Source organism: Lacrimispora sanguinis, from assembly GCF_044987295.1.
GTDB lineage: Bacteria > Bacillota > Clostridia > Lachnospirales > Lachnospiraceae > Lacrimispora > Lacrimispora celerecrescens_B.
In genome coordinates this window covers 4590729-4605820 of record NZ_CP173277.1, presented here as the reverse complement: position 1 = coordinate 4605820, position 15092 = coordinate 4590729, and the positions used below count along the sequence as shown (strand labels likewise).

14 protein-coding genes and 1 pseudogene are annotated in these 15092 nt (G+C 47.1%); 5 read left to right on the top strand and 10 right to left on the bottom strand.

The features are described 5' to 3' along the window. The first annotated feature begins 130 nt into the window (after positions 1-130). The 5 genes from ACHZES_RS21310 (at position 131) to ACHZES_RS21290 (ending at position 5037) form a co-directional block, all read left to right on the top strand. Complete coding sequence (locus ACHZES_RS21310; protein WP_395546560.1) at positions 131-1309, top strand: ABC transporter substrate-binding protein; 1179 nt, start codon at positions 131-133, stop codon at positions 1307-1309. 118 nt (positions 1310-1427) lie between these two features. After that, positions 1428-2309, top strand: a complete 882-nt coding sequence (locus tag ACHZES_RS21305) for a branched-chain amino acid ABC transporter permease (protein ID WP_038280084.1) — start codon at positions 1428-1430, stop codon at positions 2307-2309. Between the two features lie 10 nt (positions 2310-2319). Beyond that, positions 2320-3474, top strand: coding sequence for a branched-chain amino acid ABC transporter permease (locus ACHZES_RS21300; RefSeq protein ID WP_395546559.1), 1155 nt, complete (start codon positions 2320-2322; stop codon positions 3472-3474). Then, on the top strand, positions 3474-4340 hold the full coding sequence (locus ACHZES_RS21295) for an ABC transporter ATP-binding protein (RefSeq protein WP_038280085.1): 867 nt from the start codon (positions 3474-3476) through the stop codon (positions 4338-4340). Before ACHZES_RS21300 ends, ACHZES_RS21295 begins: the two co-directional genes overlap by 1 nt. Then, on the top strand, positions 4327-5037 hold the full coding sequence (locus ACHZES_RS21290; RefSeq protein ID WP_395546558.1) for an ABC transporter ATP-binding protein: 711 nt from the start codon (positions 4327-4329) through the stop codon (positions 5035-5037). Before ACHZES_RS21295 ends, ACHZES_RS21290 begins: the two co-directional genes overlap by 14 nt. An 81-nt stretch (positions 5038-5118) precedes the next feature. Here ACHZES_RS21290 and ACHZES_RS21285 read toward each other — a convergent pair whose 3' ends face one another. From ACHZES_RS21285 to rimP, 10 genes and pseudogenes are all read right to left on the bottom strand, one after another. Then, a complete protein-coding gene (locus tag ACHZES_RS21285) occupies positions 5119-6162 on the bottom strand; it encodes a C40 family peptidase (protein ID WP_038277396.1) in 1044 nt (347 codons plus the stop codon). Positions 6163-6195: 33 nt separating this feature from the next. Next, complete coding sequence (locus ACHZES_RS21280; protein ID WP_395546557.1) at positions 6196-7149, bottom strand: bifunctional riboflavin kinase/FAD synthetase; 954 nt, start codon at positions 7147-7149, stop codon at positions 6196-6198. Positions 7150-7222: 73 nt separating this feature from the next. Next, positions 7223-8128, bottom strand: a complete 906-nt coding sequence (gene truB, locus ACHZES_RS21275; RefSeq protein WP_154523593.1) for a tRNA pseudouridine(55) synthase TruB — start codon at positions 8126-8128, stop codon at positions 7223-7225. An 11-nt stretch (positions 8129-8139) separates the two neighbouring features. After that, on the bottom strand, positions 8140-9090 hold the full coding sequence (locus tag ACHZES_RS21270; RefSeq protein WP_038285112.1) for a bifunctional oligoribonuclease/PAP phosphatase NrnA: 951 nt from the start codon (positions 9088-9090) through the stop codon (positions 8140-8142). 12 nt (positions 9091-9102) lie between these two features. Then, the gene (rbfA, locus tag ACHZES_RS21265; RefSeq protein ID WP_038285110.1) at positions 9103-9465 is read right to left on the bottom strand and encodes a 30S ribosome-binding factor RbfA; all 363 of its coding nucleotides are present in this window, start codon (positions 9463-9465) and stop codon (positions 9103-9105) included. A gap of 87 nt (positions 9466-9552) precedes the next feature. Then, on the bottom strand, positions 9553-12693 hold the full coding sequence (gene infB / locus ACHZES_RS21260) for a translation initiation factor IF-2 (RefSeq protein WP_395546555.1): 3141 nt from the start codon (positions 12691-12693) through the stop codon (positions 9553-9555). Positions 12694-12763: 70 nt separating this feature from the next. After that, a pseudogene (locus ACHZES_RS21255) lies at positions 12764-13078 on the bottom strand (L7Ae/L30e/S12e/Gadd45 family ribosomal protein); the annotation flags it as partial. Then, on the bottom strand, positions 13071-13340 hold the full coding sequence (rnpM, locus tag ACHZES_RS21250; protein WP_038284802.1) for an RNase P modulator RnpM: 270 nt from the start codon (positions 13338-13340) through the stop codon (positions 13071-13073). The gene rnpM and the pseudogene ACHZES_RS21255, both read right to left, overlap by 8 nt. 48 nt (positions 13341-13388) lie before the next feature. Next, positions 13389-14564 (bottom strand): transcription termination factor NusA, encoded by a 1176-nt coding sequence (gene nusA / locus ACHZES_RS21245; RefSeq protein ID WP_038284799.1) that lies wholly within the window; start codon positions 14562-14564, stop codon positions 13389-13391. Between the two features lie 29 nt (positions 14565-14593). After that, positions 14594-15061, bottom strand: coding sequence for a ribosome maturation factor RimP (rimP, locus tag ACHZES_RS21240; protein ID WP_038284797.1), 468 nt, complete (start codon positions 15059-15061; stop codon positions 14594-14596). Between the last annotated feature and the right edge of the window lie 31 nt (positions 15062-15092).

Below are 15092 nucleotides of genomic sequence, written 5' to 3'. Positions count from 1 at the left end.
TTTAAATTATTATTTTCTTTCATTTTTTTCTTGCACTTTTTCAATCTTCTGTATATAATATAATGCAACGTGTATCTGCACGAGAGACAGTTGTGTTTGTATGAGATACACATAAAGGAGGATATGATTTATGAAATTGAAAAAAGTATTTGCAATCACTCTTGTAGCATGTTTGAGCGCCAGCATGGTTGCCGGCTGCAGCACTGGTTCCTCATCTTCTGCCTCCGGTGGCGCAAAGGTCATTAAGATCGGCGCGTTCGAGCCTACTACCGGAGAGAATGGAGGGGGCGGGTTACAGGAACTCCTGGGAATGCGCTACGCAAACAAGACTCATCCTACGGTTAAAATCGGCGGAGAGGAGTACAAGGTGGAACTGGTGGAAGTGGATAACAAATCCGATAAAACGGAAGCAGTCAACGCTGCACAGAAGCTTGTGAGCGAAAAAGTTTCCGTTGTGCTGGGAAGCTATGGTTCCGGTGTTTCCATTGCCGCAGGACAGATATTTGCAGATGCCAAAATTCCTGCCATAGGCGCCTCCTGTACCAACCCTCAGGTAACCCAGGGAAATGATTTCTATTTCCGGGTATGTTTCCTTGATCCGTTCCAGGGTACGGTTATGGCCAATTATGCCAATGACAACGGGGCAAAGACAGCTGCCGTCATCACCCAGTTAGGAGATGATTATTCCTCCGGCCTTGGTTCCTTCTTCAAAACTGCATTCTTAGGCTTAGGCGGCAATATTGTCAGCGAAGAGCAGTTCCAGACCAATCAGACCGACTTTAAGGCAATCCTTACAAACATCAAGGCACAGAATCCTGACATCATCTTTGCACCATCTTCCATTACTACGGCTCCTCTTATTATCAAGCAGGCCCGTGAACTTGGAATTACAGCTACCATCGCTGCCGGTGATACCTGGGAGAATTCCACCATCATCGAAAACGCTGGTATTTCCGCAGAAGGCGTTGTTCTTTCTACCTTCTTTGACGAAGCAGAACCAGCCAACGAAGAAGCAGCTTCCTTCATCTCCGGTTTTAAAGCTTACTTAAAGGAAAATAAGCAGGACGAAATCATCCCGGCTGTATCTGCACTCGGCTATGATTCTTACCTCTGCGCAATAAAGGCCATTGAAACCGCTGGCTCCGCAGACGGCTCCGCCATTCGTGATGCACTAAAGGGCGTATCCATTGACGGCGTTACCGGAAGCATTTCCTTTGATGAAAATGGGGATGCCAAGAAAGATATGGCGTTCATCAAGACCATTGAAAACGGCAAGTTTAAATTCTTAACAACAACTACAGTTAAATAATTTTAGATACCGTGGCAACGCAGTCATTACCAGATGAGTGGGGACGTATTTCCTTCCCCACTCGTTCCATTTGCGCATATTTCATTACATACTCAACAGATAGGAGGCATCTCGCCACATGAGTCTTACAACCTTTTTACAGCAGTGCCTGACCGGTATCTCCCTAGGCGGCGCCTATGCGCTGATTGCCATCGGCTATACCCTGGTTTACGGTATCCTGCGGCTCATCAACTTCGCCCACGGCGACATCTTTATGATGGCCGGTTATTTCATGATATTTGCCATGGCAAGCTTTCCATGGTACATTTCCATTCCAGTGGTTTTACTGGTCACCGTATTATTAGGCGTATCCATCGAACGGGTAGCTTACCGCCCCTTACGCACCGCTCCCAGAATGTCCGTCATGATTTCTGCCATCGGTGTCTCCTACCTTTTGCAGAATCTGGCTACCTATCTGTTCACAGCTCTGCCAAAGGGATATCCGGAAATTCCGTTTCTAAAGAAGATCTACCAGATCGGCGGTCTTTCTGCATCCTTTGTCACATTCTTAACGCCGGTCCTGACCCTTATCATTGTTTATGGGCTTATCATCCTGATCAATAAGACGAAAATCGGCATGGCCATGCGCGCGGTCGCAAAGGATTATGATACTGCCGCCCTTATGGGAATTAAAATCAACCGCATCATCACTTTTACCTTTGCCATTGGCTCTCTTTTAGCCGCCGTCGGCTCCGTGCTTTATTTTACGGACCGTATGACCGTATTCCCCTTCTCCGGCTCTCTGCCTGGCTTAAAATGCTTTGTCGCCGCAGTATTCGGCGGGATCGGCAGCATTCCAGGCGCCGTAATCGGAGGCTTTATCCTGGGCCTTGGCGAGACCGCCCTGGTAGCTATGGGATATTCCACCTTCAGCGACGCATTTACCTTTGTTCTGTTAATCATCATTCTCCTGATCAAGCCTACGGGGCTGTTCGGCGAGAAGACGACCGATAAAGTGTGAGGTGCCCCCTATGAAGAAAAATGCAGTTTCCAAAAACAAACTTTATACCCTGGCCGCTCTTCTGGTCATCATCGCCCTGCTGGCTTTCTTACAGGCTAACAGTGCTCAGTACAGCTATCAGATCTCAATCCTGGAGCGAAGTGCAATCTATGCGGTAGTTGCCGTTTCCATGAACCTGCTTACCGGTTTTACGGGATTATTTTCCTTAGGCCAGGCCGGTTTCATGGCAATCGGTGCCTATACCGTAGCCATACTTACCATACCGGTTGATAGCAGAGCCAGCGTTTACTACGTTAACGGCATCTCTCCTGCTATTGCAAACTTACATTGCCCTTACTGGCTGGCCCTGATTATCGCAGGGATCCTGGCCGCAGCCCTGGCCGCCCTTATCGGCATTCCGGTTCTCCGGCTAAAAAGTGATTATCTGGCCATTGCAACCCTGGGCTTTTCCGAAATCATCCGTGCTGTCATAGCTGCTCCCCAGTTAGACAGAATCACCAATGGTTCTTATGGATTAAAAAGTATTCCCGGATTTCCCAATCTGTTTATAGCTTTTGGGCTCCCGGCCCTTTGCATCCTTTTAATGGTCCTTCTCATTAATTCCTCTTACGGACGCGCATTTAAGGCCCTCCGCGAAGATGAAGTGGCCGCTCAGGCCATGGGACTTAACTTATTCCGTTATAAGGAGCTGGCCTTTATCATCTCTTCCTTTTTCACAGGCGTAGGCGGAGGACTTCTGGCCATATTCATGCGTTCCATTGACTCTAAGACCTTTTCCATCAACTTAACTTACGATATCCTGCTGATTGTAGTTCTTGGAGGAATCGGAAGCATTACGGGAAGCGTCATCGGTTCCTTCCTGGTCACCGCCGGCAGGGAATGGCTTCGTTTCTTTGATAATCCTCTGGTTATCGGCGGATTTGAAGTACCTCTGTTCCGCTCCGGTTTCCGTATGGTCATCTTTTCTATTTTATTAATGATGGTGGTGCTCTTCTACCGCCGCGGAATCATGGGCAGCAACGAATTTTCGTGGGAGGGGCTTGGGCGGCTTATCCGAAGTATTCCATCCAGGATAAAGAGAAAAAGCAAAGCACAGAAGCACCCTGCGGGTATCCCTTTATGTCCAGAAAGCATGGACGACAGTAAGAAAGGAGATAACGCATAATGTCAAACATAGCAAAAACTCCAATTAACGTGCTTCACATGCAGGACATTACCATGCAGTTCGGCGGCGTTGTGGCTGTAAATGGTCTGACCCTTGATGTAAACCAGGGAGAGATCGTGGCCTTAATCGGCCCTAACGGCGCAGGAAAGACAACCGCATTTAACTGCGTTACCGGAATTTATGAGCCTACCTTCGGACAGGTGGATTTTATGGGGGAAACCATTCTTTCCAATACGCCAAAGGGAAAAATGAAAAAAACGTATCTGGGGGAAGTATCACCAAGACCCATTCCGATAATCAGCAGCACACCGGATGTGATTACAAAAAAGGGCATTGCCCGTACCTTCCAGAACATCCGCCTTTTCGGACAGCTGACCGTATTTGACAACGTACTCATTGCAAAGCACATGCGTGCAAAACAGAATGTTTTTTCCGCAACCCTACGGTTAAACCGCAAGGAAGAGGAACGGATGCGGGCGGAAACCACTGCACTCTTAGAGGAACAGAACCTGCTTCATTTAAAGGATGAAATCGCCACCTCCCTCCCCTACGGCTTGCAGAGGCGCTTAGAAATTGCAAGAGCCCTTGCAACGGAACCAAAGTTTCTGCTGCTTGACGAACCGGCTGCAGGTATGAATCCTCAGGAAACCCAGGAATTAACAGATTTTATTAAGCAGATTCGGGATTCTTACCATCTTACCGTATTCATGATCGAGCACCATATGGATCTGGTCATGCAGATTTCCGACCGCATCTATGTACTGGATTTCGGCAAACTGATTGCACACGGTACGCCGGAAGATATCCAGAATAATGAACGGGTAATAGAAGCATATCTGGGGGTGAGCGACGATGCTGAAGATTGATAACTTACGAGTGAATTACGGCGGAATCGAAGCCGTTAAAGGAATTTCCTTTGAAGTGCCGGATAAGAGCATTGTGACCCTGATCGGGGCCAATGGAGCCGGAAAAAGCACGACCTTAAAATCTATTGTCGGTCTTGTAAAGCCTTCAGCCGGAAGCAGCATCACCCTGGATGGGGAAGAATTGATCGGCAAGGATACGCCGGATATCATATCTAAGGGAATTGCTCTGGTGCCGGAAGGGCGCCATGTGTTTCCGGATATGACCGTTATTGAAAATATCAAGATCGGGGCCTATTTAAGAAATGATGATCTTAAAGGTGATATCGACTGGGTTTATGATTTATTTCCCCGGTTAAAAGAAAGGAGCTGGCAGCTTGCCGGTACCCTCTCAGGAGGCGAACAGCAGATGCTGGCAGTTGCCAGAGCTCTTATGAGCCAGCCAAAGATCCTCATGATGGATGAACCTTCCCTTGGTCTTGCTCCGCTGATTGTAAAAGATATTTTCTTCATTATCCGGGAGATCAACAAAAAAGGTGTAACCGTGCTTCTTATCGAACAGAACGCCAATATGGCCCTTCATACGGCTGATATCGGCTACGTTCTGGAAACCGGTCGGATCACCTTAACAGGGTCCGGGAAAAAGCTGTTGGCTGATGAATCAGTAAAAGCAGCCTACCTTGGAAAAAAGAAGAATTAAATGCAAAGGTTGCAGACAGGAGGCCCCTTTCCTACGGGGCGCCAATCTGCAACCTTTGAATTTGTTTTTTGCTTTTCATTGTCATGGAATCACCCGCCGTATGGTCACTGGCTTTCTGTAATTCCAGGTGGAGATTTTGATTCCGCTCCTGCGGTTCGCCGCATGGACAATCTTTCCCTTTCCAATATACATGGCTACATGGTCGATCTGCCTTCCGCTAGCATAGAACAGCAAGTCGCCAGGCTCCATGCTGGAAGCCATTATGACTTCTCCCTCTTCGGCCTGCTGCCTGGAGGTACGGTCTAAATGAACTCCTGCTGCATGTTCCATTACATACTGGATAAAACCGGAGCAGTCCGCCCCTGTATTCGGGTTGGTGCCGCCCCATCGGTATGGGTTCCCCACAAACCCGACCGCATAGTTTACAACCTGACTGCGAATATCACTGCATCGTTCTGCTTCAGGTATCGTAAATGCGACTGTGGCATTATCTGGTACATAGGCATAGGCTGACTGACCATTATATTGGATCTTTGCCCATCCTCCGTTATTGGAGACAAAAGGATATGTTTCACCCTCGTGGATCTTGCCTAGTACTTCAGAATCCGTATTCGGTTTGCTGCGGACCCGAAGGGTTTCGGTATCTACCCGGAGCATCAGCTTCATGTTATAGTAGGCAATTGCTCTGGCATCCTGTCCGGTTGTCAGATATTTTCCGTATACATAACCGGTTACCTGCCCTGACTTTATTTTATACCAGCCATTTTCTTCTGACAGCACACTGCTGCCGGCATGGTTTCTCAATTTCCCCACGATTTCCGCATCATTCTTTGGTTCTTTTCTGATGTTCAAGGAATCCTCCACCACACTCACTCCGAGATTCTGAAAGATTGAGTTGAAGGTTCCATACCTCATTTTTTCCTGCGTAAGACCGGCCGACGTTTCCGATCCTTCCTGTTTCACGGATTCCTGATATTGATCCATGTAGACCGAAATGCCTGCTACTGGCGAACCGGTCTTGACGGAAGGCTCTGATTTTGCGGCCTGTACATCTGCTGTTCCTATCCACACGGCACTGCCGCATGCAATAGCAAAGCCTAGTACCTTCCATGCTTTGTCAGTCATATGCACTTTCCTTCGCAAGTTATGGCCTTTCCTTTACAAATGAGTGATTTGCTGATCTGAAAGGTCTTTTAAATACCGCATCCCGTATTCTCTATCCTTCCCGATCTGAGCCTTTAATTGTTCCAGCCCTTCAAATTTCCGCTCAGGACGGACAAAATGCAAAAGCTGTACTTCTATAGTCTTTCCATATATATCCTCATTTATACCATAAATAAAGGTTTCTGCTCCAACAGGTGAATTTCCTTCCACCGTGGGCTTTCTTCCGATATTTGTAATGCCCCCATAATAAGTACCGTCCACATATACTTTGGACACATACACGCCGAATAAGGGAAGGTGCTTGTCCGGCGAAGGCATGATATTGGCCGTGGGAAATCCAAAAACCGCTCCTCCGATATGGTTACCGTGGACCACGGTTCCATGTATAGCATATGGCTCTCCCAAAAGCTCGTTGGCTTTATCCATATTTCCGGCATCCAGCTGCTCCCTGATGTAAGTACTGCTGATATCCCGGTGATCATCCTGCTCTTTCGGTATAACGATCAGCTCATAACCATACCGTTCTTTCCACTGATAAAGGCTGTCCGCATTGCCCGCTCCCTGGTATCCAAAGGAACAATCCGTACCAACTACAATGATCCTGGCATTCATCTGGCCCGCCAGAACACGCTTTACGAATTCCTCCGGCTCCATATGCGAGGTTTCCTCTGTAAAGGGATATTCCACTAGATAATCGATACCGATCTTTTCCAGATTATTTTTTCTCTCCAGATTGGTAGTAATGGCCTTTTGGGGGCTTCCTGTCATGAGGGTAATGGGGGCCATGTCAAAGGTAAGGACAGCCGTTTTATACCCTTTCGCTGCCTTTAGCTCTCCCATCTGCTTTAACAACTTCTGGTGACCTCTGTGGCGTCCGTCGAATTTTCCCAGGGTAACGATTGCAGGCTCTTCAATCTGAAATTCTCTGGTTCCGGTTATATATTCCATGATTCATTTCCTCTTTCCTGCCCGGCTTTCTGGGCATATAGGGATCCCTGGAAGGGGTTTCCTATCTCCTGCCTTAAGGCGTTCCTCCCAGAAATACCTTTTGAGGCTTAAGAAGCTCCTTCTCCCTGTCAGGTACGTAAACTCCAATAAACTGGTTCCTGCTGTCATATACCCTTATAAGTCCGTCAGGTAACCGGGAGTCTCCTTCCGCCTGGTTCCTGTAAAAGGAGTTCCCATTGTGCACCAGCTTGTCAAAATCCTGTTTCATCTTAAGTGCCGGATATTCCGAAAACATCTTGTCCACAGCAAGGATATGGTTCTCCAAGGTTCCGTCATCCCGAAGTTCCTCGATCTGTGTCAGGGTCAGGCTGTCCTTTAAGCAAAACCCGGAAACCTGAGTGCGGAGAAGGGATTCCATGCACCCTCCGCAGCCAAGCTTTCTCCCGATGTCATAGCAAAGGGTCCTGATATAGGTTCCCTTGGAACAGGTTACGGTCATAGTAACCCGGGGCAGCTCGATCCGGTCCACATGGATGTCCAAAATCTCCACAGGCCTGGCTTTCCGCTCCACTTCTTTTCCGGCTCTGGCCAGCTCATAAAGCTTTTTTCCATCTACCTTTAAGGCAGAATACATGGGTGGGATTTGATCGTAATGACCAAGAAAACTGAGTACAGCTTCCTTCACCTGGGCCTCATCTGCCGTGACCGGATATTCCGCCAGAATTTCTCCCGTAGTATCCTGAGTATCCGTTTCCCTTCCCAGAAGCAGGACCGCCTCATAGGTTTTGGTCTTATCCGTCAGCATATCGCAAAGCTTTGTTGCCTTGCCCAAACATACGGGTAATACTCCCTCTGCCATAGGGTCCAGGGTTCCTGTATGTCCTATCTTTTTCTGCTTTAAAATACCTCTCATTTTCGCCACAACGTCATGAGAGGTAAATCCTTTTTCCTTGTATACATTGATGATACCGTCTGCCATAGATCCGTCTCCTAGTTAAGCTGTTTTGCAATCTGATTTGACAGATTGTTGATCACATCATGAACGCTTCCTGCCATAGTACAGCCGGCTGCCTTTTTATGACCGCCTCCGCCGAAATAAACGGCAATCCTGCTCACATCAAGATCCGTGGTGGAGCGCAGGCTCACTTTATACTCCCTGCAGGAGACTTCATACATGAATATGGCACATTCCACACCCTCTGTGATTCGAAGCTGATCAATGATTCCATCCATATCTGCACCGGTAACACCGTAAAAATCCATTTCCTTTTTGCTTATGGCACTGAAAATGCAACGGTTGTCATGAAAGGTTATGCTCTCTAACAGGGCCCTTCCCAGAATCTGATTCTGGATATAGGTCTTCCGGTAAAAGCTGTCATCGATAATCTTTGAAAAGTCAATTCCCTTTTCCATCAGCTTCCCTGCAATCTCCATGGTTCTTTTTGAAGTGCAGTCATATTTAAATACTCCGGTATCATGGATGATGCCAGTATAAATGCATTCCGCTATTTCCCTGGTAATCTTATTCTCATCTAAGAGGCCATAAAGCACCTCGCAGGTGGAACTGGCATCATCCTGTACTATATTCTCTTTTGCGTATCTTAAATTGGTAACGTGGTGATCCACACAGAGACTCTTTTTTGCGGTATTTAAGAACTTTGCTGCCTCTCCGAACCGGAGTGTATCGCTGCTGTCAAGGCAAATACAGAGGTCATATTCCTTATCCTCTGAAAAGTCACTGACAATGTGGTCAAAATTCCTGAGATAATCAAATTTGGAAGGAGGGATTTCAAGATAAACCACCGCCTCCACTTCCGGATGATGCTTTTCCAGATAGTTGTAAGCTGCCAAACAGGAACCAACGCAGTCCCCATCCGGATGAACATGACCGATGATTGCTACCGTTTTTATATCTTCAAGCACTGTGTCAAAAAAACTCACAAGGGCACCTCCCTAATCTTTGATATCTTTTGTTACCTCGTCTATCAATCTGGACATATTTACTCCATACTCTATGGACTGGTCCAGGATAAACTTGATCTCCGGTGTATTGCGAAGGTTTACTCTCCTAGCCAATTCACGGCGGATATAGCCTTCTGCACTCTTTAATCCTTCAATGGTAGCCTTACCGGCCTCTTCATCTCCCAGAATACTGATAAATGCCTTGCAGTATTTTAAATCCGGGGTAACGGAAACGTCAACCACGGTAGTCATGGGATGGATTCTTGGATCTTTGATTTCCAGACGGATAATCTCGCTTAACTCCCTCTGGACCTCCATGTTGATTCTAGTATTCTTTATACTGTTTTTACGCATGTTATTCCTTTCGCTTTTTATCCGCATTTTCAAAAAGACCAGCCCGCAGTTACGGGCTCATCTTTTTAAAATTCCAGATGCAGGTTCCTAGCGGGGAACCTCCACCATGGCATATGCTTCAATCATATCATCTTCCTGGATATCATTAAATTTCTCAAATACAAGGCCGCACTCATAACCGGTTGCAACTTCCTTTACATCATCCTTAAATCTCTTTAAGGAAGCCAGAGGACCTTCGTAAATCTGATCACCGGCACGTGTGATGCGGACGCTGCATCCTCTTTGGAATTTCCCATCCATTACGTAGGAGCCTGCAATGGTACCTACTCCGGATGCCTTAAAGGTCTGGCGCACGATTGCGTGGCCGATGATCTTTTCTTCAAATACAGGATCAAGCATGCCCTTCATCGCTGCCTCTACATCTTCTATAGCCTGATAGATTACCTTGTAAAGTCTCATATCAACTTTTTCCCGGTCTGCTATGGATTTTGCAGTTACATCAGGCCTTACATTAAAGCCGATGATGATCGCATTGGATGCGGATGCCAGGGAAACGTCAGACTCATTAATTGCGCCTACGCCTCCATGAATCACCTTTATCATAACCTCTTCATTAGACAGCTTCACAAGGCTCTGCTTTACCGCTTCCACGGAACCCTGTACATCTGCTTTCACGATAAGCGGAAGCTCCTTGATGTTGCCGGCTTTGATCTGGCTGAATAAATCATCCAGTGATAACTTAGCCTTTGTATCTTCCAGTAATTTATTCTTACCTTCGGAAATAAATGTCTCAGCAAAACTTCTTGCTTCTTTTTCATTTTCGGTTCCAACCAGGACTTCGCCTGCATTTGGAACATCGTTAAGTCCTAAAATTTCTACCGGAGTGGATGGACCTGCTTCTTTTACTCTGCGGCCCTTGTCATCCATCATGGCACGGACTTTTCCGTAGCAGGATCCTGCGGCAACCGTATCACCTACGCGAAGGGTTCCCTTCTGTACCAGTACGGTAGCAACCGGTCCCTTGCCTTTATCAAGCTCAGCCTCAATAATCAGACCTCTTGCCCGGCGGTTCGGATTTGACTTTAATTCCTTTACTTCTGCGGTAAGAAGGACCATTTCTAAAAGTTCCTTTATACCTTCCTTTGTATGAGCAGAAACCGGTACAAAGACGGTGCTTCCGCCCCAATCCTCGGGAATCAGTTCGTATTCAGATAATTCCTGCTTTACCTTGTCAATATTGGCACTTGGTTTATCAATCTTATTAATGGCAACAATGATCTCAACTTCGGCCGCCTTAGCATGGTTGATCGCCTCTACGGTCTGTGGCATTACGCCGTCATCAGCTGCTACTACAAGAATTGCAATATCGGTAGACTGAGCGCCTCTCATACGCATAGCGGTAAAGGCTTCGTGTCCCGGAGTATCCAAAAATGTGATATTCTCTCCGTTTACTTCAACGGTATATGCACCAATATGCTGTGTGATTCCGCCTGCCTCTCTGGAGGTTACATGGCTTTGACGGATCGCATCAAGAAGTGACGTTTTACCATGGTCAACGTGGCCCATAACGCATACTACCGGCGGTCTGGAAACCATATCTGCCTCATTTTCATCAGCCTCTTTTAAAAGCTCTTCAATAACATCTATTTTAATTTCCTTCTCGCAGAGAACCTCATAACCCATGGCGATCTCTTCCGCCTGGTCAAAATCGATTTCCGTATTAAGAGTAACGATTTTACCCTGTAAGAACAGCTTCTTTACAATGGCAGACGGCTGAAGCTTCATCTTCTCAGCCAGTTCCTTAATTGTCATGATATCCGGAAGGGTAATGGTTTTTATCTCTTGAACCTTAGGCTCTGCATGCACCGGAGGCTGTACCGGAACTTTTAACGGCTTTCCGCCCTTACCCTGTGCTCTTTTCTTAGCCTCGTCATCTTTATCTCTCTTATCAAATCTGTCATTTTTATAATTGTTCTTAGTCGCTCTGTTGCTGGTAGGTTTTGCCTGGATCGGAGTATCAAAGGAACCTGTCTTTGGAGCAGCATCTCTGCCCGTACGTTGTCCCTGTGGCCTTGCACCACGGCTGTCCTGACCGTCACGGTCACGGTTGCCCTGATAGCCGCCTCCCTGTGGTCTTCCGTCACGGTTGCCCTGATAGCCGCCTCCCTGGGGTCTTCCGTCACGGTTGCCCTGGTAGCCTCCCTGGCCCTGTGGTCTTCCGTCACGATTGCCCTGGTAGCCTCCCTGACCCTGGGGTCTTCCGTCACGGTTGCCCTGGTAGCCTCCCTGACCCTGTGGTCTTCCGTCACGATTGCCCTGGTAGCCTCCCTGACCCTGTGGTCTTCCGTCACGGTTGCCCTGGTAGCCTCCCTGGCCCTGGGGTCTTCCGTCACGATTGCCCTGGTAACCGCCCTGACCCTGTGGTCTTCCATCACGATTGCCCTGGTAGCCTCCCTGACCCTGTGGTCTTCCGTCACGGTTTCCCTGGTAGCCTCCCTGGCCCTGTGGTCTTCCGTCACGATTGCCCTGGTAACCGCCCTGACCCTGTGGTCTTCCGTCACGATTGCCCTGGTAGCCTCCCTGGCCCTGTGGTCTTCCGTCACGGTTTCCCTGGTAGCCTCCCTGGCCCTGTGGTCTTCCGTCACGGTTTCCCTGGTAGCCTCCCTGGCCCTGTGGTCTTCCATCACGGTTGCCCTGGTAGCCTCCCTGGCCCTGTGGTCTTCCATCACGGTTATCGCGGTTTCCCTGGTAACCTCCCTGGGGTCTTCCTTCCCGGTTGTCACGGTTTCCCTGGTAGCCTCCCTGGGGTCTTCCTTCCCGGTTATCGCGGTTTCCTGTATTCGGTTCTCTTGTTAATTCAGCATTTCCTGATAAAGACTGCTCTGATACCTGACGGTTTCTTTGCTCCCCGTTCTGTCGGTCAGACTGATAAGGTCTTCCGCTCTGTGACTGGGAATGCTGTCCCTGAGGCTTCATCTGCGCGTTCTGCGGTCTGAATACCGCTGCGATTTTTTTCTTCGGCGCATCGGAATCATCCCCATCCTGTGAACTTGATTGTGCCGGAGCGGTTCCCCGACTGTGACCGCCCACTTCCTTTTTCACGATTGCTGCCTGTTCATCCGTTACATTGGAAGAACTCTTTAAATTTATATTATGTTTTTCCAAGATATCCAGTATCTCCTTACTACTGTCTTTTCCCAGTTCTTTTGCCAGATCATATACTCTCATGCTTTCCTCCATTCTGTGCGCGCTCTGCAGCACATACCGGTATATGTGAAAGGTCCTTTTCACATTCAATACCGACCTTTGTATTCATCAGTTTCACGACTGCCTTTGCAAACCCATGATCCACGATAGCAAGGGATGCTCGCATCTCTTTCCCCATTGCGTGGCCCAGTTCATCTTTTCTTCCGAGAAAGTAGATTGGAACCTTGTAGTAAGTACACATATTGGTAAACATTTTTTTAGTATTCTCCGAGGCCTCCTCAGATATGATTACTAACGATGCTTTCCCAGTTTTTACGGTCTTTTCTGTCATGAATTCTCCGCTAACAGTCTTTCCTGCTTTTGTGGCCAGACCAATCAGATTAAGGATCTTTTGTCTGTCATCCAAACTGCTCCATCTCCTTTTCCAATGTTTCGTAGACTTCTTTCGGAATCGCCATCTTGAAGGAACGCTCAAGCCCCTTGCTTTTTACTGCCTTCTTAAAACATTCCATAGAAGGGCAGAGATAAGCTCCCCGTCCGTTTTTACGTCCGGTTGTATCAAGAAGAATCTCATCCTCTGAGGTTTTCAGAACACGAATCATTTCTTTTTTATTTTTCATCTCACCACAGCCGATGCACTGTCTGAGCGGTAATTTCTTTGTACTCACGTTTCCATCACTTCCTGTTTTTAATTACTGGTAATCACCAGCCAGGTCTTATTCCTGGTAGTCGCCCTGATACTCTTCCTGGTAGTACTGCGTTTCGCTGTCTTCACTGTCATGGTTTTCATTTCCAAAACTTTCAAATCCGGCTCCTGCTTCCTGATACTCAAGCCCCAGTTCTTCAAACAGACCGAGTTCTCTTGCCTGTGTCTCACTCTTAATGTCAATCTTATATCCGGTAAGACGCGCTGCAAGCCTTGCATTCTGTCCTTCCTTGCCGATGGCTAAAGATAACTGATAATCCGGAACAATAACCTGAGCTTCCTTTGATTCCTCATCTGCAACAACACAGATAACCTTTGCCGGGCTTAATGCATTTTCGATTAAATAGGCCGGATTCTCATCCCAGTTGATAATATCGATTTTCTCTCCTCTTAACTCATTCACAATAGAGTTAACCCTTGCACCATTTAAGCCTACACATGCACCTACCGGATCTACATTGGAATCATTGGATTTAACAGCAATTTTTGTTCTGGAACCTGCTTCTCTTGCAATTGCCTTGATCTCTACGGTTCCGTCTTTCACCTCTGCAACCTCGGATTCAAACAGTCGTTTTACAAGATCGGGATGAGTTCTGGATACGGAAATTCTTGGGCCTTTGGGAGTATCCTTTACTTCCAGAACGAACACTTTGATTCTTTCAGTTGGCTTAAACACTTCCCCTTTGACCATTTCTGTTTCATTCAGGATGGCATCTACTTTGCCCAGATTAATACTTACATTCCTGCCCAGATATCTCTGCACAATTCCTGTGACAACTTCCCTCTCCTGGCAATACCAGTCGTTAAAGAGGGATTTTCTGCCTTCCTCACGGATCTTCTGCAGGATTACGTTCTTTGCATTCTGTGTGGCAATTCTTCCAAACTTTTTGGAGTCAATCGAACAATGAATCACATCGCCGATATCATACTTCGGATCTGCCATCTTCGCCTCTGCCAGGCTGATCTGCAGCAGGGGATCTTCAACTGTTTCCACCACTTCTTTTTCCGCAAATACATTAAAATCACAGGTTTCACGATTGATGCTGACCTTGACATTATCCGCTTTTCCGAAATGGTTCTTGCACGCCGTAAGGAGAGAATTTTCGATTGCCTCTAACAGGGTATCCTTGCTGATATTATTCTCCTTCTCCAGAATATTCAGTGCTTCTAACAGTTCCTTATTCATTTTTTTATCCTCCTAATATCTCTTACTGTTTAGAAATCAAATGCCAGCCGGATCAAAGCGATTTCCGGGCGGTTCAACACAAGCTCTATTCCGTCTTCCTGGGTAATGGTCACTGTTTCCCTGTCATAGGATGTAAGCGTTCCTGTAAAATCTTTCTGTTTGTTTAAAGGCTTATATAACTTGATATCCACATCTTTTCCGATACTTCTATTAAAATCTTTATCCTTTTTAAGCGGTCTTCCAAGCCCTGGTGAGCTGACCTCTAAAATGTAACTGTCCGCAATAAAATCCTTTTCATCCAGCCAGTCTCCCAGCCTGCGGCTTATGGTTTCACAATCATCTACCGTAATTCCGCCTTCTTTATCTATATAAGCCCGCAGATACCAGTTCCCTGCCTCTTTTACGTACTCTACATCTACCAGTTCAAAGTTATTTTCTTCCATTAGGGGCAGCAAAAAGCTTTCGGTCTTTGCCTCGTACTCTTCTCTCTTCGCCATCTTTCTCCCACCTTTCCAAACAAATTGAAAG

Excerpts from the sequence above, each read along its gene's own strand:
- ACHZES_RS21310 (WP_395546560.1), top strand. The coding sequence starts at position 131 with ATGAAATTGAAAAAAGTATTTGCAATCACTCTTGTAGCATGTTTGAGC.
- ACHZES_RS21305 (WP_038280084.1), top strand. The coding sequence starts at position 1,428 with ATGAGTCTTACAACCTTTTTACAGCAGTGCCTGACCGGTATCTCCCTA.
- ACHZES_RS21300 (WP_395546559.1), top strand. The coding sequence starts at position 2,320 with ATGAAGAAAAATGCAGTTTCCAAAAACAAACTTTATACCCTGGCCGCT.
- ACHZES_RS21295 (WP_038280085.1), top strand. The coding sequence starts at position 3,474 with ATGTCAAACATAGCAAAAACTCCAATTAACGTGCTTCACATGCAGGAC.
- ACHZES_RS21290 (WP_395546558.1), top strand. The coding sequence starts at position 4,327 with ATGCTGAAGATTGATAACTTACGAGTGAATTACGGCGGAATCGAAGCC.
- ACHZES_RS21285 (WP_038277396.1), bottom strand. The coding sequence starts at position 6,162 with ATGACTGACAAAGCATGGAAGGTACTAGGCTTTGCTATTGCATGCGGC.
- ACHZES_RS21280 (WP_395546557.1), bottom strand. The coding sequence starts at position 7,149 with ATGGAATATATAACCGGAACCAGAGAATTTCAGATTGAAGAGCCTGCA.
- truB (WP_154523593.1), bottom strand. The coding sequence starts at position 8,128 with ATGGCAGACGGTATCATCAATGTATACAAGGAAAAAGGATTTACCTCT.
- rbfA (WP_038285110.1), bottom strand. The coding sequence starts at position 9,465 with ATGCGTAAAAACAGTATAAAGAATACTAGAATCAACATGGAGGTCCAG.
- infB (WP_395546555.1), bottom strand. The coding sequence starts at position 12,693 with ATGAGAGTATATGATCTGGCAAAAGAACTGGGAAAAGACAGTAGTAAG.
- nusA (WP_038284799.1), bottom strand. The coding sequence starts at position 14,564 with ATGAATAAGGAACTGTTAGAAGCACTGAATATTCTGGAGAAGGAGAAT.
- rimP (WP_038284797.1), bottom strand. The coding sequence starts at position 15,061 with ATGGCGAAGAGAGAAGAGTACGAGGCAAAGACCGAAAGCTTTTTGCTG.